General features: G+C 72.3%; 13 protein-coding genes. 6 read left to right on the top strand and 7 right to left on the bottom strand.

All coding sequences use genetic code 11. From position 1 onward, the window contains the following. Positions 1-3: 3 nt before the first annotated feature. From K8640_RS03550 to K8640_RS03540, 3 genes are all read left to right on the top strand, one after another. Complete coding sequence (locus K8640_RS03550) at positions 4-3402, top strand: AAA family ATPase (RefSeq protein ID WP_223745767.1); 3399 nt, start codon at positions 4-6, stop codon at positions 3400-3402. A gap of 1 nt (position 3403) precedes the next feature. After that, on the top strand, positions 3404-5716 hold the full coding sequence (locus tag K8640_RS03545; protein ID WP_223745766.1) for an AAA family ATPase: 2313 nt from the start codon (positions 3404-3406) through the stop codon (positions 5714-5716). A gap of 96 nt (positions 5717-5812) precedes the next feature. Continuing rightward, on the top strand, positions 5813-8788 hold the full coding sequence (locus K8640_RS03540) for a tetratricopeptide repeat protein (protein WP_223745765.1): 2976 nt from the start codon (positions 5813-5815) through the stop codon (positions 8786-8788). Positions 8789-8795: 7 nt separating this feature from the next. Here K8640_RS03540 and K8640_RS03535 read toward each other — a convergent pair whose 3' ends face one another. Continuing rightward, positions 8796-10337 carry a M28 family metallopeptidase gene (locus tag K8640_RS03535; RefSeq protein ID WP_223745764.1) on the bottom strand — a complete coding sequence of 514 codons (1542 nt, stop codon included), beginning with the start codon at positions 10335-10337 and terminating at the stop codon, positions 8796-8798. Between the two features lie 187 nt (positions 10338-10524). Here K8640_RS03535 and K8640_RS03530 point away from each other — a divergent pair, with 187 nt between their 5' ends. Next, entirely contained in the window at positions 10525-11523 is a 999-nt protein-coding gene (locus K8640_RS03530) for a hypothetical protein (protein ID WP_223745763.1), read from the top strand. Between the two features lie 249 nt (positions 11524-11772). Next, complete coding sequence (locus K8640_RS42815) at positions 11773-14964, top strand: PAS domain-containing protein (protein WP_370640306.1); 3192 nt, start codon at positions 11773-11775, stop codon at positions 14962-14964. Between the two features lie 19 nt (positions 14965-14983). On the opposite strand, the gene K8640_RS03515 is transcribed toward K8640_RS42815, so the two are convergent. Next, on the bottom strand, positions 14984-15229 hold the full coding sequence (locus K8640_RS03515; RefSeq protein ID WP_223745762.1) for a hypothetical protein: 246 nt from the start codon (positions 15227-15229) through the stop codon (positions 14984-14986). A gap of 180 nt (positions 15230-15409) precedes the next feature. Here K8640_RS03515 and K8640_RS03510 point away from each other — a divergent pair, with 180 nt between their 5' ends. After that, positions 15410-15637: a hypothetical protein gene (locus tag K8640_RS03510; protein WP_223745761.1), complete on the top strand. Its 228-nt coding sequence runs from the start codon at positions 15410-15412 to the stop codon at positions 15635-15637. Between the two features lie 17 nt (positions 15638-15654). Here K8640_RS03510 and K8640_RS03505 read toward each other — a convergent pair whose 3' ends face one another. From K8640_RS03505 to K8640_RS03485, 5 genes are all read right to left on the bottom strand, one after another. Next, a complete protein-coding gene (locus tag K8640_RS03505) occupies positions 15655-17916 on the bottom strand; it encodes a molybdopterin cofactor-binding domain-containing protein (protein ID WP_223745760.1) in 2262 nt (753 codons plus the stop codon). Between the two features lie 10 nt (positions 17917-17926). Next, on the bottom strand, positions 17927-18391 hold the full coding sequence (locus K8640_RS03500) for a (2Fe-2S)-binding protein (RefSeq protein ID WP_046718233.1): 465 nt from the start codon (positions 18389-18391) through the stop codon (positions 17927-17929). Then, on the bottom strand, positions 18388-19041 hold the full coding sequence (locus K8640_RS03495; RefSeq protein WP_046714905.1) for a hypothetical protein: 654 nt from the start codon (positions 19039-19041) through the stop codon (positions 18388-18390). Before K8640_RS03495 ends, K8640_RS03500 begins: the two co-directional genes overlap by 4 nt. Positions 19042-19351: 310 nt before the next feature. After that, positions 19352-19825, bottom strand: a complete 474-nt coding sequence (locus K8640_RS03490; RefSeq protein WP_223745759.1) for a hypothetical protein — start codon at positions 19823-19825, stop codon at positions 19352-19354. A 2-nt stretch (positions 19826-19827) separates the two neighbouring features. Beyond that, positions 19828-20874 (bottom strand): hypothetical protein, encoded by a 1047-nt coding sequence (locus tag K8640_RS03485; RefSeq protein ID WP_223745758.1) that lies wholly within the window; start codon positions 20872-20874, stop codon positions 19828-19830. Positions 20875-20916 lie beyond the last annotated feature (42 nt).

Below are 20916 nucleotides of genomic sequence, written 5' to 3'. Positions count from 1 at the left end.
CCCATGGATCTCAAACTGCCCCTCGTCTACGCCCCCATGGGTGGCCGCCTCGTCGAGGCCTGGGTCCCCGCCTTCTGGCCCGCCCTGCACCGCGTGGGCCCCAGCCTGTCCGCGCTGCGCGACGACCTGGCGCTCGCCATCATGGAGCGCTTCGAGAAGGAGCACCCGTCGCGCGTGGCCAGCTACCAGCTGCCTCCGCACCTGTCGCTCAAGCACGTGAAGGTGGACACCGAGGCGAGAGATCGGGAGAAGGGCCTGCGCATCGCGCTGGAGGGGCGCATGGCGGTGCTGCTGGAGAAGTGGCCTCGCGATGACTTCTGGGTGGTGACGCCCACGCGCATGCCGGAGGCCCGCTTCGCCATCGCCCGGCCCGAGGACCTGCCCAAGGCGCTGGGGCGCAGGCTGGGCGCGTGGTGCCTGGAGCACGGGCTGAAGAACCTGGACTCGCGCTGGGCCCAGGGCCGTGAGCGGCTGGAGCTGCTGGAGGTGGATGCCTACGCGCCCTCCATCCTCCCGCGCACGCCGCCCCGGCCGCCCAAGCCGCCCCGGCGTCGCCGCGCGTCCGCGTCGGAGTCGAAGCAGACCGCGACGCCGCCCGAGACACCGGAGCAGCGAGAGAAGCGGCGCAACCGCAGGCGGCTCACGCTCACGGAGCTGCGCGAGGTGGCGCGCAACCTGAGCCACGCCGCGCGCGACGACGGGCTGGAGCATTGCTACGGCCGCGAGTCGCTCGTGCGCGAGGTGGTGGACGCACTGGAAGGCCGCGAGGGCGCGGCCATCGTCCTGGTGGGCCCGCCGGGCTCGGGCAAGACGGCGCTGGTGCACGAGGTGGTGCGCCGGCTCACCGTCCGCCAGGACGCCGCGGGACAGCGCCGGGACGTGTGGCGCGTGGACGGCAACCAGTTCATCGCGGGCATGAGCTACGTGGGCCAGTGGGAGGCGCGGGCCCGGGGCGTGGTGAAGGAGCTGGTGGAGGTCGCGGACCTGCTCTACGTGGACGACCTGGCGTCGCTCGTCTACGCGGGACGCACCGCGAACGAGCGCACCAACGTGGCGCAGTTCCTGGAGCCGCACATGGCGCGCGGCGAGCTGACGGTGCTGGCCGAGTCCACGCCGGAGCGCTTCGAGCGCGTGCGCGAGGAGGCCCCCACGCTCGCCTCGCTCTTCCGCGTGGTGCACGTGCCAGCGCTGGAGCCCCGCACGACGCTGCCCGCCCTGCTGGGCACGCTGCGCGAGCTGGAGGGCTCGGGTGACGGCGGGCCCGCGGTGCGGCTGTCGCCGCTGGCGCTGGAGACGCTCCTGGACCTGCAGCACCGCTTCGTCGCGCACGAGTCCTTCCCGGGCAAGGCGGTGCGCCTCTTGCGCCGGGTGCTCGCGCGCCCGGGCACGGTGGAGCAGAACGTGCGGCGCTTCACGGAGGTCGACGTCACCGCCGCGATGCGTGAGCAGACGGGCCTGCCGGACTTCGTGCTGGGCAGCGCGCCGCCCCGCCCCCGCGAGGCGCTGGAGCGGGCCCTGGCCACGCAGGTGGCGGGGCAGCCGGAGGCCGTCGGCGCCGTGGTGGACGCCATCCTCACGCTCCAGCGCTCGCTGCAGCCGCCGGACAAGCCGCTGGCCACGTACCTCTTCGTGGGCCCCACGGGCGTGGGCAAGACGGAGACGGCCAAGGCGCTGGCGCGCACCCTCTTCGGCAGCGAGGAGCGGCTGGTGCGCTTCGACATGTCGGAGTTCATCTCCGCGTCCAGCATCACCCGCCTGCTCGGGCGGCCCGGTGCGCCGGACGGTGAGCTGACCACGGCGCTGCGCACCCAGCCCTTCTGCGTCGTGCTCTTCGACGAAGTGGAGAAGGCGCACCCGCGCGTGTTCGATGCCCTGCTCCAGTTCCTCGGCGAGGGGCGGTTGACGGACGGCGCCGGGCGCACCGTGGACGCAAGGCAGGCGGTGGTGGTGCTCACGTCCAACCTGGGCGTGCGCGAGGCCGCCGCCCGCACGGGCTTCCACCGGGCCCCCGAAGGCGCGGAGGCGCACTACCTCTCCGCGGTGCGCGCGTTCTTCCGCCCGGAGTTCTTCAACCGGTTGGACCGCGTGGTGCCCTTCCGCTCGCTGACGCCCGCCGCGCTGCGGCTCGTCGTGGAGCACGCGCTGGAGTCGCTGCTGTCGCGTCGGGGCATCCGCCGGGGCAACGTGCTGGTGGAGGTGGAGTCCCCGCTGCTCGACCTGCTCGTGGAGCAGGCCTATGATCCGCGCTATGGCGCGCGTCCACTGAAGCGCGCGCTGGAGCGTCGCCTCACCGTGCCCCTGGCGCATCACCTGGTGCGGCGCGGAGGCGACGACCTGGCCCGCGTGGAGCTGTATCGCCAGGGTGACGACATGGGCCTGTCCGTGGAGCTGCTCGTGCGCGAGCCCGCGTGGGCGCCCGAGCAGGCCGCGAGCGCATGGACGCTGCCCGCGGTCTTCCGTGCGCTCGAGGAGGTCACCGCGCGGCTGGACGCGCTGCTGGCGGCGGAGGCGAAGCGCGCGGAGGCGGGAGACGTATCGACGAGCCCCGAGGCGCTGGAACTGGGCGAGCGCCTGGAGCGACTGTCGGCCGAGGCCCTGGACATCCGCGAGAACGAGCTGGCGGACCGCGACTTCCTCGAGACGGAGGAGCGCGCGGGCAAGGAGGAGCGCCGCGCGTACGACTCCAGCTGGCACAACAAGGGACGCGGTGGACTGAGGCCCCGTCCGGCGTACGCCGCGCAGCCCCTGCCGGTGTCTCCCGAGGAGCGGCTGCGCCGCTGCCGCCCCAAGGTGATGAAGCTGCGGGATGAGGTGGAGTGGCTCGCGCACCAGCTTGGCCGGCGCGAGCGCGGCGTGGAGACGCACAGCCTGTTGGTCGAGGGTCTGGCCGACGCGTCCACCTTCGCGGTGAGCGCCGTGACGGGCTCGTTGCCCCAGGGGCTCGGCCGCTGCGTCGTCCTCGAGGAGCGCGTGGAGCCGGATGGCAGGACATCATGGGAGTCGAGCGGGACGGCGCTCCCCGTCGGAGCCCGCGTCCGGCGCGCGGTGGTGACGCTGACCGCGTTCGGTCTGTCGGACGTCCTCCCCCAGCTGGAGGGCTACGCGCTGGTCCTCATCCCTCGCGATGACGGCCCCAGGCCCGCGCTGCTGCGCGTGGAGCGACTGGAGGGCTCGCCGGAGCAGCTCGCGGACGTGGCCCAGCGGGTGGCCGCGCGAGACCAACTGAAGCTCGCCGAGCAGCAGGCACGCCGCGCGGGCACGGCCCCCGCGCCCACCCCGGGCCGGGTCGTCCTGGAAGGAATGCAGCCGCCCATCCAACACCTGGCGAGCGGACGGCCGCCCGCGGACGCCGTCACCTGGGCGGCGCGAGTGCTGCGCGAGCAGTCCCGAGGAGGGCACTGACATGGAGAAGAACTTTCACCTGTTCGTGCGCAGCTACCCGGGCGTGGGTGTGGCCGCGCACGTGCTGACGCATCCGCACCTCGCCTCGTTCGCGCCGGACCTGGCGACCGCGCGCCTGGACGTGGCGGAGGTGCTGGGGCGGCTGCTCAAGCGCGGTCAGCTCCACGATGAAGTCACGCACTGGCCGGACCTGCGCACCAAGAAGATGAACCTCACCGTGCGCGCCGTACAGCACGGGCGGCTGTTGCCCGTGCCCCTCAAGCTCACCGTGGTGACGCGCGGTGGGCGCGGCGGCGGCAAGGCGGAGCGCGCGAAGCGCAAGGCGGGCTCGGGCAAGGACCCCGTGCACGTCTGGGTGCCGCGCGTGGACGTGCAGGGCTCGCTGCAGGACCTCTCCGACCTAGAGGCGTACGTGGAGGAGCTCGTCCGGCACGAGCTCTACCTCGCGCCCCTGGAGCGGCTGCACTCGCTGGCCTACCTGGGCGATGAGACCGTCGAAACCCTCTCCGTGTCGATGAAGCACCGCGAGGCACCCCGCGCGACCCGGGTCGACGAGTCCCGGCGCGCCGAGCGCAGACCGCCTCCGCCCCCCGCGCTCGCGGAGGCCAGCCGCTGCCTCAACGAGGAGGCCCGCGCGGGCCTGCTGGAGCGTGCGTGGGAACGCAACAAGGAGGTGGGGCTGCTCACCGAGGCCGTCACGGCGCGCGCGCGCGCCAGCGTGCTGCTGGTGGGGCCGCCCTCCGTGGGCAAGACGGCGCTGGTGCACGAGCTGGTGCACCGCGCCGAGTCCGCCCCCGCGGGCAACCCGCTCCACGGGCTGGAGGTCTACAGCACGTCGGGGGGCCGCATCATGGCCGGCATGGCCTACCTGGGGCAGTGGCAGAAGCGCGTGCAGCAGATGGTGCTCGAGCTGCGGGTGCGCCGCGCGGTGCTGCATTTGGACAGCCTCTCGGAGCTGCTCTCGCTGGGCGGCGGCGACACGGGCCTGGACGTCGCGCGGCACCTGCTGCCCGCGCTGGAGGGCGGCGAGGTGGTGCTGGTGCTGGAGGCCACCCCCGAGGACGTCGCGCGCGCCGAGCGCACGCATGGCGCCTTCCTCCAGGCCCTGCGACACCTAGCGGTGGAGCCGCTGCCCGCGTCCGCCGCCAGGGCCGCCGTGCAGCAGGCCTCGCAGCGCGTGGCCAAGACGCGCAAGGTGCGCTTCACGCCGGAGTCCCTGGAGCGCGCGGCCGAGCTGACGGAGCGCTTCGGCGAGGGGCCTCCGCCCGGTGGCGCGGTGTCGCTGCTGCGCGCCGCCACGTCCCAGCTCGACTCGGGCGCGGAGGTGGGCCCCGGCGCGGTGACGGCCGCCTTCTGCACGCGCACGGGCTATCCGCGCGAGCTGGTGGACGCGTCGATTCGACTGGACCCGGACGCGCTCCTTCGCCGCTTCCGCGAGCGCATCGTCGGCCAGGACGAGGCCACGCTGCTGTTGCGCAACCTCGTCGTCACGCTGAAGACGGGCCTCGCCGACCCTTCACGTCCCCTGGGCGCGTTCCTGCTCCTGGGCCCCACGGGCGTGGGCAAGACGGAGTCCGCGCTGGCCCTGGCGGAGTACCTGTTCGGGGACGTGTCGCGGCTGGCGCGCTTCGACATGGCCGAGTACGCGGCGCCGGGCAGCGCGGGGCGCCTCGTGGGTGAGGTGGGTGGACAGCAGGGGGGGCTTGCGCGGCGGGTGCGCGAGCAGCCCTTCGGCGTGGTGCTGCTGGATGAGGTGGAGAAGGCGGACGCCGGTGTGCACGACCTGCTGCTCCAGGTGCTCGGCGAGGGGCGGCTCACGGACGGCACGGGCCGCACCGTCAGCTTCCGCAACACGGTGGTGCTGCTCACCAGCAACCTGGGCGCGGAGTCGGCGGCGCGCTCGCTGGGCTTCGGCGGGGATGGGCCTCGCGACATGGAGGCCCACTACCTGGGCGCGGCCACGGCCTTCTTCCGGCCGGAGCTGCTCAACCGCTTGGACCAGGTGGTCCCCTACCGCGCCCTGTCCGCGGACGTCATCCGCACGCTCACCCGGCGCACGCTGGATGCCGCCCTGGGACGCGAGGGCCTCTCACGGCGGGGCGTGAAGGTGTCCTTCGGCGAGGACGTGGTGGACTTCCTCGCCCGGACGGGCTTCGACGCGCGCTACGGCGCCCGGCCCCTGAAGCGCGCGGTGGAGCAGCACGCCGTCGTCCCGCTTGCCCAGTGGCTCGCCGCCCATGCGGGCGCGCCCCACCGGCACGTGGAGCTGCGCCTGGGCAGCGAGGAGCGCCTGGAGGTGGTGCCCCGGTCCTGACATCAACTCGTGACAGGGCTCTGCTATCGTCGCCCACGCCCTCCCCGCCCGGAGCCAGACCCCTCCTTCATGCGCTGTGTCGACGAGGCCGTCTTCATGAAATTGCTCCTGGGGGAGCTGTCCCCCCAGGAGTCCGCGGAGGTGGATGCGCACCTCGACACGTGCGCCTCCTGCAGGTCCATGGTCGCCGAGGGCCTGCGCGCCCAGTCCCCGGACGCCGCCGGCGCGGAGCCCCCCACCGAGCCCGCGCAGCCGTTCTCAGGCCGCCCGGACGCGGCCCTGGAGAAGGGCACCGCCGTGGGCCGCTACCTGGTGCTGGAGCTGCTCGGCGCCGGGGCCATGGGCGTCGTCTATGGCGCGTATGACCCGGAGCTGGACCGCCGCGTGGCGCTCAAGCTGCTGCGCACCGGCGCGCTCGGGCTGAACGTCGAGAAGGAGCGCGCGCACCTGCTGCGCGAGGCGCAGGCCATGGCCCGCGTCTCCCACCCCAACGTGGTGGCCGTGTACGACGTGGGCACCTTCGGCCAGCACGTCTTCCTCGCCATGGAGCGCGTGGAGGCCCGGACGCTCGTCGAGTGGCTGAAGGCCGCGCCGCGCCCGTGGCGACAGGTGCTCGAGCTCTTCCTCGACGCGGGCCGGGGGCTCGCCGCCGCGCACGCCGCGGGCGTGGTGCACGGCGACTTCAAGCCCGCCAACCTCCTGGTGGGCGACGACGGCGACGTCCACGTCACCGACTTCGGCCTCGCGCGCCTGGGCGCCGCCACCGCGACACAGGGCGCCGCCACCACGACGAAGGGTGCCGCCACCGCGGGCATGGAGCGCTCCGTCATGGGCGGCACGCCGGCCTACATGGCGCCGGAGCAGCTGCTCGACAAGACACGCGCGAGCGCGGCCGGGGACCAGTTCTCCTTCTGCGTGGCGCTGCACGAGGCCCTCTACGGCGCGCGGCCCTTCGAGGGCGCCACGCTGGCGGAGCTCTCCACCCAGGTGTCCTCGGGGCAGGTGCGGACCGCGCCCGCCGGCACGCGCGTGCCGCCGTGGGTGCGCCGCGTGTTGCTGCGCGGACTGGCCCGGCGTCCCGAGGACCGCTTCCCGCATCTGGGGGCGTTGTTGGACGCGCTCCAGAAGGACCCCTCGGCCCGATGGAAGCGCGGGCTCCAGCTGGCCAGCGCCGTGGCCGTGCTCGGCGCGGCCGTGGGCCTGACGCACGCGGTGCACACCCGGGGCGCCCGCTCCTGCGCGAGCGCGCCGGACGAGATGACCGCCGTCTGGGGGCCCGAGCAGCACAACGCCATCCAGAACGCCTTCGCCGCCACCGGCCGTCCCTACGCCACCGCCGCCTGGGAGCGCGTGCGCCGCGAGCTGGACGCGTACACCGCCGCGTGGACGACCACGCGCATCACCGCCTGCGAGGCGACGCGCGTGCGCCAGGAGCAGCCCGAGGAGGTGATGGCGTGGCGCATGCGCTGTCTCGACAACCGGCTGGCGGACGTCTCTGCGCTCGCGCGGCTGTTGTCCCAGGCGGATGCCCGGACGGTGGACGAGTCGCACCGCGCGGTGAAGGGGCTGCCGGCGTTGTCGGGCTGCTCGGAGGCGCTCGCGCCGGGCGGGGCCGTGATTCCCGAGGGGCCCGAGGCCCGGGCCCAGCACGCCACGCTGCGCGCCACCCTCGCCCGGGGCCGCGCGCTGCTCTCCACCGGGCGCTATGCGGAGGGCGTCGCGCTGGTGGAGCCCACGGCGCTCGCCGCCCGGCGCGCGGCGAACCGGCATGACGGCGCCGAAATCTCGCTGCTGCTCGGCGAGCTGCGCGAGGGCGCGGGCGACTGGCGCGGCGCGGAGGCCGCCCTCTTCGAGGCGCTCAACGCCGCGGAGGCCACGCGTCAGGACGCCGTGGCCGCGCGGGCCTGGACGCTGCTGGTGCGCGTGACGTGCATCGGCCTGGACGAGTACGAGCTCGCCTCGCGCTGGAAGGACCGGGCCGCCGCCGCCATCGAGCGACTGGGCGGCGGCAACGAGCTGACGCGCGTCAACCTCCTCACCTACTCCGGCACGCTCTTGCGCAAGCAGCGCCGGTTCGAGGAGGCCGTCGAGCTCCAGCGGCAGGCGCTCCTGTTCGCCGAGAGCACCTTCGGCCCGGACAGCCTGGAGGTCGCGGACGTGCTGCTGGAGCTGGGCTCCACCCAGTGGGTGCACCCCCGGCTGGAGGAGGCGAAGGCCCACCTGGAGCGCGCCGCCGCCATCACCCAGCAGGCCCTGGGCCCCGAGCACCCGGACGTCGCGCGCGTGCGCATCGCCATGGTCCCCGTGCTGCGAGACTTGAACGAACTGGACGTCGCGGAGCGCATCGCGCGCGAGGCGCTGGGCGTCTTCGAGCGCACGCTCGGCCCGGAGCACCCTCGGGTGTACGACGCGCTCAATGACCTGGCCTCGACGCTCGTCGTCGAGTCGCGCACGGACGAGGCCCTGCCGCTGTACGAGCGCGCGCTCTCCATCGTCGCGAAGACGGACGGCGCGGTGAGCCTGGGCGCCGCCGTCATCAACGCCAACCTGGGCGTGCTCTACTTCCAGAGCGGCAAGCACGACCTCGCGCTCGAGCGCTTCCTCTCGGCGGTGAGCATCCGTGAGAAGGCGCGCGGCCTCACGGACCCGGGGCTCGTCAGTCCGCTGCGGCTGGTGGCCCGGGTGCTTGGCTTGAAGGGCCGGTACGAGGACGCCCTGCCGCACCTGCAGCGCGCCGTCGACATCCAGATGCAGCAGGCGGACGACAGCGCCAGTCAGTGGACGCTCAGCCTGAGGGACCTGGGCGCCGCCTTCCTCAAGCTCGGCCGGCCCCGCGAGGCGCTGGCGCCGCTGGAGCGCGCCGTCGCGGGCTGGGACAAGGCCCTGCCGGGCCCCGGCCACCGCACCGAGGTGCGCTTCTTCCTGGCCCAGGCCCTGTGGGACTCCGGCAAGGACCGCGAGCGCGCCGTGCGGCTCGCCAACGAGGCGAAGGCCATGGCCCTCACGGAGGACCCGTCCCCGAGGACCCAGCCGCTCATCGACACCTGGCTCGCCGAGCACCGCCTGCGCTGAGGGCGCTTCAGCGCGGCGTGGGCGTCGCCTGCTTGTCGGCGAGGCTGCCGCGCTTGCCCTCCTGCCACTCGTCCCAGAGGTTGAAGGAGCGCAGCTGCTGGGGCAGGTCCGTCGCCTTCATGAGCGCCTCCACCTCCGCGCGGCCCTGACGCCCCAGCCGCTCCTCCATGGTGGCGAAGCCCCACGCCAGCGAGCCCACCACCGCCGCGTTGCCGCGCAGCGTGCGCGCGTCGCACTGCTCGAACTCGTCCGAGCGCGCGTGGTAGTTGGGCCCGTACGTCGCGGACTCCTGGTTGGCGATGAGGTTCGCCACGCCGCTGAGCATGAAGTCCAGGTTGTCGGTGCCTACCACCGGCACGTCGACCTGGGTGAAGGGCCCCAGGCCCGCCACCGGCGCGAGCGCCCGGTCCACCAGGGGCACCAGCGGAGGCCGGCCGTTGGTGAAGAAGCCGTTGATGCGCCCGCAGCCGATGTCCACCGACAGCGCCATGACGTGCCCGTCCAGCTCCGCCGCGTGCGAGCGCACGTAGCCCGCCGAGCCATACAGACCCTGCTCCTCGCCGTTCCAGAGCGCGAAGCGAATCGTCCGCGCGGGCTTGAGCCCCAGGCGTCGAATCTGCCGGGCCAGGTCGATGAGCATCGCCACGTTGGCGCCGTTGTCGAGCGCGCCTCCGCCCAGATCCCAACTGTCCAGGTGCGCGCCCAGCACCACGACTTCGTCCGGCTTGGTGGTGCCCCGAATCTCACCGATGACGTTGCGCGCCTCGTAGGGCCCGCCCGTCTTCAAATCCAACGCCGCGCTCAACGTGAGGGCCGTGCCCGCGCGGAGCAACCGCTGCGCGCGTCGGGCGCCATCGCGCTCCATCACCATCATCGGCCGGGTGTTCTTCGCGCCCGTCGACACGTTGTGGCGGTAGAGCTGATTGCCGGGGCGGCTGCCCATGTAGACGACGCCCGCGGCACCGGCGGCCACCGCGCGCGCCTCGATTCCCACCGCCTCCGCGTACTCGCGGAACAGCCCGTCCACGTCCCGCAGCTCGTCCGTCTCCACCAGGACGAAGGCGCCCTTCACCTTCGCGCCCGCGCGGGCGTGGTCCGCCTCCGTGCCTCGCCCCAGGTCGATGAGCGGCGCGGTGAGCCCATTCTTCGGCGTCGGGGCCGAGAAGGGCATCGCCGCCACCCGGGGCGAGAAGCGCACACCCTTGCCCTGCACCGTCGCGCTCGCGCCCTGCTCCAGCCACAGCGTCGGCATCAAGAACGGCTCCGCCTTCGCGCTGACGCCCGCCTCCCGGAAGCGCTCCAGCGCCCACTCCACCGCGCGACGGTTGGCCTCCGAGCCCGTGGCCCGCCCACCCACCTCGTCCACCAGCGAGCGCAGGTCCTCCACCATCGGCGTGGGCCCCAGCACCGCCCCCGTCAGCGACATCACCTCCCGCTCGCGCACCGAAGGAGCCTGAGGCTCGGCCTCCACCCGCTGCGACGACACGAGGACCAGCGACACCAACGCCGCGCTCCAGGGCTTCTGACGTGAGGACATGACGCGCAGCATTCACAACCTCCCGCGTCTGCTTCAAGCCGCAAGGCGCCACGGACCTCGCGGTACATCCGACTACAATCGTTGCTGTGTTTTATCTGCGCCCGCTTGAGTTCCACGCGAGGGGATGGCACACGGGCGGCCCATCCCAGGGCGGCGACACCAGCCGTGGCGCCGTCCTCACCCCGTGGAGGCCCAGACGATGCGTGGGAATCTGAAGCAAGCCATTCTGTGGACGTTGCCGGCGGCCCTGTTGAGCGCGTGTGGTGGAGCGCCCCAGGCGCCCGCCTCCGACGACGCGCCGCTGGAGCAGGGCCAGGCGGGGCTCGTGGCCGCTCCGCCGACACCGCCCAGCGGGAACATCGCGGACAGCGTCGTGGACCAGGGGGTGCTGCCCGTGGGCGGCGCGGTGGCCGGCTACCCGGGCTCGCAGCCCGGCTACTTCGGCTACACCGTCCAGGCGAACGCGGGCGCGCAGCTCCGGCTCGAAGTCACGCACCTGGGCAGCTCCATGTACCTGGACACCGGCCTGTTCCTCTACGGCCCCAAGGACGCCGACGGGAGCTTCGGGGTGACGCCGCTCGCACAGGACGACGACTCGGGCTACGGCACGCTCAGCAAGGTGGAGCTGGTGACGGTGCCGAAGACGGGCGAGTACCTGGCGGTGGTCGGCTTCGTGAACGCCGCGAACAAGCAGTTCCGCCTCGCGGCCTCGTGTGTCGGCGGCACCTGCCTCGTCAACCCGCCGGCGCCGCCCGCGGGCCTCACGCTGAGCTGGCTTGAGCAGCCCATCACCGAGCGCCTCCAGTCCGTGGTCGACCAGGGCAATGACTGGTTCGAGAACGAGACGGGCTCCCTGCGTCGGCTCGACTACTACTGGACCTTCACCGGGCAGGCCACGCTGGACCAGGCCGTCCAGGCGGTGCTCGCCCAGGGGCGCTACCAGGTCTACCGCAGCGACCCCGCGCCGGCGGTGCTCTCCCTGTCGGAGACGAGCAGCTCCATGTGGTTCCAGTTCCGCCCGCTGTTGCCCGTCATCCTGGAGACGTACGGCAACGGGACGGAGACGGTGCAGGTGAAGCGCTACTTCCGCGAGTACTCCACCGGCCCCAACGGAGACACCCACCGCATCCTCTACATCATGCTCTTCCCCCAGTCGTACAAGGTCATCGTCTTCGAGCAGACGTGGCACGAGCTCTGACACACGCGTGAGGGCAGACGGCCCGGCGGGCGCAAGTCCCCCGCCCCCAGGTGCCCTGCGTCCTCCACTGTCACCCGACGACCGCGGGCTCGCCTCCTGGTGGGCCCGCATCTCCCCGGTGACAGGGAGGATGTACAGACTCGCGGTGGGTGGGGTGTGCCCGGAAGCGCGCGCGGGCACGCCCCACCCACCACCCATCCTGGGTGGAGCCGGCCGGGGGAACACCGTGTGCGGGGACCAGGCGCCAGCGTGACGGACGAGGAGGCCATCGAGGGTATCTCCCCGGAGCAGTCCCGCTTCTTCCTCGAGACGATGGTCGCGGGGGCGCCCGTGGGCCTGGCCTTCGTCGACCTGGAGCTGCGCTACATCCACATCAACGAGGCGCTCGCGGAGATGAACGGCCTGCCGCGCCACGCGCACCTGGGCCGCAAGGTCCGCGACGTGGTGCCGGACCTGTGGCCCTTCATCGAGCCGCACTACCGACAGGTGCTGGAGCACGGGCAGCCGGTGCGCAACCTGGAGATTGTCGGCGCCACGGCCAAGGCGCTCGGCGTCCCCCGCAGCTTCGTCATCAACTACTTCCCCGTGCGGGACGCGGGGGGTGCGATGCAGGGCGTGGGCATCACCGTCGTGGAGACGACGGAGCACAAGCTCGCGCAGCAGGCCAACCGGCTGAATCAGGAGCGCTTCCGCTCGCTGGTGGAGGCCACGGCCCAGCCGGTGTGGACCACGGATGCGCAGGGGGAGCTGACCGAGGCGGCTCCCCGCTGGATGGCCTTCACCGGACAGTCGCGGGGAGCCCACCTGGGGCTCGGCTGGCTCGACGCCATCCACCCCGGGGACCGCGGGCGCTTCGTGGCGGAGTGGCGCTCCGCCTTGAAGACAAGCGAGCCGTACCGCGGGGAGGTGCGCCTGCAGCACCGCGACGGGACGTGGCGGGACGTCATCCTCCGGGGCGTGCCGGTGTTCGACGACGACGGCCTGGTGCGCGAGTGGATGTCCACGGCCGAGGACGTCAGCGAGCGCAAGCAGGCGGAGCAGGAGCTGCGGCAGACGACGCGCGCGCTCGCGGCGAGTGACGAGCGCTACCGGACCTTCCTGGCCCAGAGCACGGAGGGCATCTGGCGCATGGAGTTCGACGCGCCCCTGGACACGCGCCAGCCGGAGGACGCGCTGGTCGACGCCATCATCCGCACGGGCCACATCGCGGAGAGCAACGAGGTGATGGCGCGGATGAGCGGCTTCGACTCCGCTCGCGAGCTGGAGGGCGTGTCGCTGCGCGAGCTCATCCAGCGCGCGGGGGGCTCGGCCGACGCCATCCGCGCCTTCGTCCAGAAGGGCTTCCGGGTGCAGGACCTGGAGACGCGCCAGCGGGACAGGAAGGGCCTGGAGCGGGTGCGGCTGTCCAACTTCGTGGGCGTGGTGGAGGACGGCTGGCTCGTGCGGGTGTGGGGGACGCAGCGGGACGTGACGGAGCAGGCCCAGGCGCAGCGGGCGCTGGAGCACAGCCGCATGCAGGCGCGACAGCGGGAGCACCAGCTGCGCACCATCACCGACGCGCTGCCCGCGCTGGTGGCCTACCTGGACCCGGAGGAGCGCTACCTGTTCTGCAACCGCGCCTTCGAGACCTGGTTCGGCGTGAAGCCCAGCAGCGTGGTGGGCAGGACGCTGCGCGAGGTGGGCGGGGAGCTGCTCTATCCGCTCTTCAAGGCCTGGGTGCGCCGCGCCTTGTCGGGAGAGCACGTGGCCCACGAGACGGCGCTCAGCCTGCGCGACGGCCGGCAGCTCCACGTCCAGGCCACCTTCGTGCCCAGTCAGGACGCGCGGGGCCGCATCCAGGGCTGCGTGGTGCTCTTCCACGACATCACGGACCGCAAGCGCACGGAGGCCGAGGTGGAGGCCCAGCGCGCGCGGCTCTACGACGTGCTGATGAACGCGCCCGCGTCCATCGCCATCCTCTCCGGTCCGGAGCAGACCTTCACGCTGGTCAACCCGAACTTCCAGCGGCAGGCACAGAACGCGGAGCTGGTGGGCACCTCCCTGCGGGACATCGCACGGGAGAGCGAGCAGGTCCGGGCGTACTCGCTGGCCATCGACGAGGTCTTCGCGTCGGGGCGTCCGATGAAGCTCACGGAGATGCCGCAGCTGTTGAACCTGAACGACAAGGGGCTGGAGCAGCACTATTTCAACATCGTCTACCAGCCGCTGCGGGACGCGCGGGGCGAGGTGGACTCGGTGCTGTCGTTCTCGCTGGACGTGACGGACCAGGTCCGGGCGCGCTATCAGGCCGAGGAGCTGGCCGCGCACCAGGCGAGCCAGCAGAAGTGGCTGGAGTCGCTGCTGCACATGACTCCGATTGCCTTGCTCATGATGGAGCCGGGGACGGGGAAGGTGCTCTTCGCCAACCAGGCGGCCCATCAGCTCGCGGGCGGAGAGCTCGCGCTCGGCGTGCCGGTGGAGCGCTACGGCACCGTCTACAACGTCATCGACGAGCACGACGCCGCGCTGCCCAACGAGCGCATGCCAGGAGCCCGCGCGGCGCGGGGTGAGACGCTGCGGCGGGAGCCGATGCGCTGGCGGGTCGCGTCCGGACAGGTGCTCGACATCCTGGTGGACTCCGAGCTGTTGCCCGCGATGCACGGACATCCGGCGACGGTGGTGCTGGCGCTCCAGGACGTGACGCGGCTGAAGGACACGGAGGTGCGGCTCCAGGAGGCGGTGCGCCTGCGAGACGAGTTCCTCACGGTGGCCTCGCACGAGCTCAAGACGCCGCTGACGCCGCTGCAAATCAAGCTCCAGGGGCTCGCGCGCGAGGCCGGCTCGTCCACGTCCGAGGAGCACCTGCGTCACAGCGTGATGCGGGCGGCGGAGAGCACGTCGCTGCAGGTGCGCAAGCTGGCCGCGCTCATCAACGACCTGCTGGACGTGACGCAGCTGGCGGGCTCACCGCTGCCGTTGGAGCTGGGGAGGGTGGACCTGTCCGCGGTGGCGCGCGAGGTGGCGGAGCAGCTCCGGGCGCAGGCGGCGCAGGCGGACAGCGTGCTCGAGGTCGAGGCGCCCTTGGCGGTGGTGGGCCGGTGGGATGCGCGCAGATTGGAGCAGGTGGTGCGGGGGCTGGTGTCCAACGCCATCAAGTACGGGCCGGGGAGACCCGTGCGCATCCGGGTGGAGGAGCGCGCGGGGCGGGGACGAATCCTGGTGAGCGACGAGGGCATCGGCATCGCGTCCGAGGACCTGGAGCGCATCTTCGAGAAGTTCGGCCGCGCAGTCCCCGCGCGCAACTACGGGGGACTGGGATTGGGCCTCTTCATCAGCCGCCGGATTGTAGAGGCACACCAGGGCACCATCCGCGCGGAGAGCCGGCGGGGCCACGGCGCCACGCTCATCGTCGAGCTGCCGCTCACCGGGCCCGAGCCCACCGCGCCGCCGTCGATTCACTGAACGGCGCGAGCCTTGCGCTTCAACGACAGTTGAGCCGGGGGCCTGCGGGGGTCTGCCGACAGGCGCAGATGCCCAACTGGCCCGTCGACTGCCACACACACTCCAGCACGTTGAGACGACAGGACAATCCCTGAACCTCCTCGCACGCGGGCAGCGGGTCCAGGGAACGCGACGACGCCTCGGTCTCGTCAACCGGCTCCATGCCACCGCCACACCCCGCGAGCATCGACACAGCCAGCAAGCCACGAATGACAGACATCTTCATGCCGCCTCCAGGGAACACGCATCCGCCAATCCCCCAAACCTATCCCGCACGAGCGAATCCCTGACGAGCAATCTGAACGTCCCATCGCAACCATCGACTACCCGACACTTCATCAGGGAGTGTCTGCCTTCACCCGCCTCCACAAACTACACCGAGGGCTTCACGCGGATCGGAGGAAGCATGCGAGGACTTCTCGGAGGACTGTCGCTGCTCGTCACCCTGACGCTGCTCGGCTGTGGAGGGGAGGACGCCCTCGCCGAGCCCGCCAAGGTGGAGGCCGGTGACCCGGCCGTCGAGGCCGCGGTCTGCCTTCCCTTGGGCTCGAAACTCTGCACGGCGAACAGCTCTTGCTGCTCGCTCTACTGTCGCAAGGTCGCGGGTGCGACGTACGGCACCTGCTCCCGCTGAACGGGAGCCTCCTGGAGTCAGACGGGAACCGTCCGGGCGATGGGCAAATCCCTCACGCGTGTCCCCGTCAGGGCGAAGAGCGCGTTGGCGATGGCGGGGGCCACCGGGGGCACGCCCGGCTCGCCCACGCCACCCGGGGGCGCGTCACTCTGGATGATGTCCACGTGGATGGCCCGGGGCGCGTCGGCCATGCGCACCAGCTTGTAGTCGCGGAAGTTCGACTGCTCCGTCGCGCCGCCCTTCATCGTGATGGCGCCGTGGAACGCCAGGCTCATGCCGAAGATGACGGAGCCCTCCATCTGCGAGCGGACGCGGTCCGGGTTCACCACCAGCCCCGCGTCCACCGCCACCCACGCCTCGTCCACGCGCGCCCGTCCCGCCGCGTCCTTCTTCATCGACACCACCACGCCCACGTAGCTCAGGAAGCTGCGGTGCGCGGCGAGCCCCAGCGTGCGGCCGTTCTTCTCGCGCTCGCTCCAGCCCGACATCGCCGTGACGCGCTCGATGACCCCGCGCAGCCGCTCCGCGTTCACCGGATGCGCCTCCACCGGCGCGCCATAGTTCGGCAGCGCGCTGACGCCCAGCTCCGCCACGGACACGAGGCGCGGAGGCCCGATCACCTCCAGCAGGTTCTCCCGCGGGTCCATCCCCCTCGCATGCGCCAGCTCGTCCATGAACGAGCCCACCGCGAAGCCGTGGAAGATGTTGTTCACCGAGCGCAGCCAGCCGATGCGCACCTTCGCCAGCGCCTCGCCCATCTCCGCGCGCACGTTCGGAATCGCCAGCGCCAGGTCCAGCACGCCCTGGTTCAAGTCCCTCGCCACCGGCCCCGTCACGTCCTCGGAGAACGTGGAGCGGATGGCAGGGAAGGACGTGCGGTGCAGCCACGCCGTGGGCTTGCCCGCCGCGTCCAATCCGCAGCTCAGCCGCTGCGCGCTGGCCGAGTGGTAGTAGTCGTGGCGGATGTCATCCTCGCGCGTCCACTGCACGCGCACCGGCACCCCCGCCATCTTCGCCAGGTGCACCGCCTCCGCGACGAAGTCCGCCTTCGACTTGCGCCCGAAGCCACCGCCCAGCAGCGTGACGTTCACCGTCACCTTGTCCTCGGGCAGCCCCGACGCCTGCGCCGCCTCGGTGCGCGCCGCCTGCGGATGCTGCGAAGGCGCCCACACCTCGCAGACCCCATTCGCCACCCGCGCCAGCGCCACCGGCGGCTCCATGGGCGCGTGCGACAGGTGCGGCGCGTAGTACTCCGCCTCCACCACCCGCGCGGCGCTCGCGAGCGCCTTGTCCACGTCCCCCACCGTGCGCGCCGGCTTGCCCGGCACCCGCACCGACTCCAGCAGCGCCTCGCGGTACTTCACCGAGTCGTACTCGGCGTTGGGACCGTCCTCCCAGGTGATGTCCAGCGCCGCGCGGCCCCGCATCGCCGCCCACGTGTTCTCCGCCAGCACCGCCACCCCACCCCAGCCCTGGAAGACATAGGGCCGCTTGGGCACGGGCAGCTCCAGCACCTGCTTCACGCCCGGAATCGCGAGCGCCTTCGCGGCGTCGAAGCGCACCACCTTCCCACCGACGACGGGAGGCCGCGCCACCACCGCGATGAGCATGCCCGGCAGCTTCACGTCCGCGCCGAAGACGGCCGTGCCCATGACATAGGCCGGCCCGTCCAACAGCGGCAGCTCCTTGCCCACGTAGCGCAGCTCCGACGCGGGCCGCAGCCGCACGGACTCCGCCTTGGGCACCGGCAGCTTCGCCGCGTCCGCCACCAGCTCCCCAAAGCCCAGCGAGCGCGAGCCGCGCTTGTGGAAAACCGCGTGGTCCCGCGCCTCGCAGTCCGAAGCCGGCACCTTCCAGCGACGCGCCGCCGCGGCCACCAGCATCTCCCGCGCCGTGGCGCCCGTGCGGCGCAGCGACTGGTACACGCCCCGGATGCTGCTGGAGCCATCCGTGTTCTGGTCGCCGTACACGGCGTCGCCCACGGCCTGCACCACCTTCACCCGCGCCATGTCCGCGCCCAGCTCGTCCGCCACCACCACCGGCACCGAGCTGCGGACGCCCTGCCCCATCTCCGAGCGGTGGCAGACGATGGTGACCTGCCCGTCCGAGGCGATGTGCACGAAGACGTTGGGCCGAAGCTCCGCGGGCTTGCCCTTCGCGCCAGGGGCCGCGCCCGCCAGCGTCACGGTGGGCACCACGCCCAGCGCCAGCCCTCCCACCGAGAGGTTGAGCCCTTCGAGGAAGGAGCGCCGGGAAATCAACTCAGGCTGTTGGCTCATCGCGTCCTCGTCACTTCGCGTCGGGCGTGCCCGCGGCCTTCTTCACGGCCGCGCGGATGCGCGTGTACGTCCCACAGCGGCAGAGGTTGCCCGCGAGCGACTGGTCGATGTCCTGGTCCGTCGGCCGCGGCTTCTTCACCAGCAGCGCCGCCGCGCACATCAGCTGTCCCGACTGGCAGAACCCGCACTGCGGCACGCCCATCTCCACCCACGCGCGCTGGAGCGGATGGCTGCCGTCCGGCGACAGGCCCTCGATGGTGGTGACGCTGTGCCCGTCCGCGCGGCGGATGGGCGTCACGCACGCGCGCACCACCTGCCCGTCCAGGTGCACGCTGCACGCGCCGCACAGCGCCTCGCCGCAGCCGTACTTGGTCCCGGTCAGCCCGAGCACGTCGCGCAGCGCCCACAACAGCGGCATCTCCGGGTCCACGTCCAGCACCTGGTCCACGCCGTTGACCTTCACCCGAATGCTCATGGCCGCGCCTCCTCGCTGGGGCACTCCGCGCCCGTCTCCACCCACGCACCCACCAGCGCGCCGAACTGTTCCTGGGTGCCCGGCGCGGGCTCCCGCCCGGAGCCCGGCGTCCAACCCCACGCCACCAGCTCGTCATGCGCGTTGTGCTCGACGATTTGCGCCAACGTCTTGCCTCCGTTCCTCGCGGGGTCCTTGAGCTGCTCGCACACCTGCCGGGGGCTCTTGCCCACCCAGGCCATGGACAACGGCGCCAGGTGCCAGTTCGGCGCCCCCGGCACGCGCGTCAGCGCCTGGTTGCGGTCCTGGTGACAGCCCGCGCACTCCATGCCCACGACGCCGAAGCCCTCGGGGCCTCGCGTCACGGGCGGGTCATGCGGCTTGAAGCCCATCTCCTGGAAGGGGCTGTCCCCATCCGGATGGCAGTTCGCGCAGCGCGGATGCAGGAGCACGCGACTGGCTTCGAGGAACAGCGCCCGGGAGCGCTGCTTCGGGTCCTCGATGCGCTGGAACATGTCCAGGGAGCGCAGCTCGCGGGCGTCCACCCGCGGAAGCGGTTCCCACTGCGCAGCCTCGGTATCAGGCTGACGCCGACATCCTCCGGCGCCCGCGAGGAAGAACACGGAGGCCATGACCGGAAGGGCGAGCTTCATCGCGACAAGGTTCTGGCATGTCGCCCCCCTGCTCAAGCTGAATGTTCCACGGACTCCCGCCACTGAACGTGGAGGTGGGAGTCACACGCCCCTTTCCCACTTCACCTTGCGGCGGGGTCTCGAGGACGACGCGTCTTGCCCACCGGGCGTCGCGCGCGCCTCGCCGGGGGCGTGGGAGTCGCCTCGCCAGGCCCCTTCCGGGTCCGCTCCGACAGCGCGGCCCTCGGCGCTCGCTTGAGGCTCGGCGCCCGGGGCACCGAGGGAGCCACCACGAACATCATCCAGAGGAAGTCATACATGGGCGAGGACCTCAGAAACCTCGAAACAGGGGACGACCCTGGGACAACCCGGCCCACGGGATGGCGCACGCGACCAGCCCCATCGCGACGAGCAGCCCCAGGGCCCAGGCGCGGTGCCGCGTCACCGACACGTCCGCGCGCTGGCTCAACGCGGACCCCACGTGAGCGACGACCAACGCCAGCAGCATCAGCGTCGGGTGTTCGATGCCGAAGAAGCGCAGCGTCGGGTGGGCCAGGCTCTCGCGCAGACCGCCTTGCAGCGAGAAGGGCGTGAACGGGCTCAGGCCCGAATAGAGCACCATCCCCAACAGCATCTGCGTGTCGAAGGCGGACACGCAGAACACCTGGAGCCGCCGGTCCCCGCGCGTCCACTCACGCCCCCCGCTCCAGCCCCGAAGCGCCCTTCCCAGCGCGAGCACGCCCAGCAGCACCACCGCCCAGCGCACCCACGAATGAAGGAAGAGCACCACCGGGTACGCGCTCACGCTCACCTCTCCGCCGTGGCGGGCATGGACTCAATCCAGCGCTGGACCACTCCGCGCCCCTGCTCATCCACCACGTGGGTGCCGAGGGGAGGCATCTGGACGGGAAGTCCGCGAGCGCTCATGCGGTGGAACAAGGTGCTGCGCTTCACGTCCCCCGGAGCGATGCGAGGCACGGCATCTCCGAACAGCCCCGTGGTGCGGAAGATGGAGCGCACGCCCACCGCCGTCTTCCACGCATCCGTCAGGTGCACCGAGCCCAGCTCCGCGGCCTCCAGGCGCAACAGCAGCCCGCCGCTTCCGCCCAACGCCAGCGGGTTGGTGTTGTGACAGGACACGCCGCAGTTCATGTGCAGGTAGCCCAGCGCCGCGCGGTCCACCTCGCTCCCCGGGATTCGCGGCGGAGGCTCGGGGGGATGGGTGAGCAGGCCCTCCTCCACCAGCTTCGCCAGCGTCAGTCCCCGCGCCGCCTCGTGCCCGAGCGCCACGGCCTCGAAGCCGAGCACCTCGTCCTCGCGCCCTCCGTGGCACGTCAGGCAGTCCACCTGGCTCGGGATTTCATGGCCCGGGGTCCCCGGCACGTTCTTCTCGCCGTCGGTGAGCTCGGTGGCCTGCTGGCCGTCGTCGCTCCAGCGGTACGTCGTCCGCAGCCACTTGCCCTCGGACTTCTTCCACAAGAGCCGCGTCTCGATGGGCCTTCCCTTCCAGCGGAACTCCTTCCAGAGCTTCGTGCCGGGAGGAAAGCGCCACTCGTCCGGGCGCGAGGTGTCGATGCGCGTCCCGGGCGGCAGCTGGATGAAGCGGGACTTCTCCAGCCCGTCGCTCCAGAGCTGCAGGCCGGGCTCGAAGGCGCGAATCCCGGCGCCCACCGCGCGCTTCTCCCAGCCCTTGCCCCCCTCGCCGTACAGGCCCGTGCAGGCCAGGTGCTGCAGCCCTCCGCCCTCGCAGACGATGCCGCCGTCCACGGCCTTCCAGCCGGCGCCCCCGCGCGAGGAGCGACGCTCACAGCCCGGAGCGAGGAGGACGAGGACGACGAGCCAGACGATTCGCACGCCGCCACACTAACGAAGGGCGCGGGCCGCATCGTGCGTCTT

It is taken from the genome of Myxococcus sp. XM-1-1-1 (assembly GCF_020037095.1).
Lineage (GTDB): Bacteria > Myxococcota > Myxococcia > Myxococcales > Myxococcaceae > Myxococcus > Myxococcus fulvus.
This window is presented reverse-complemented; position numbering and strand designations above follow the sequence as displayed.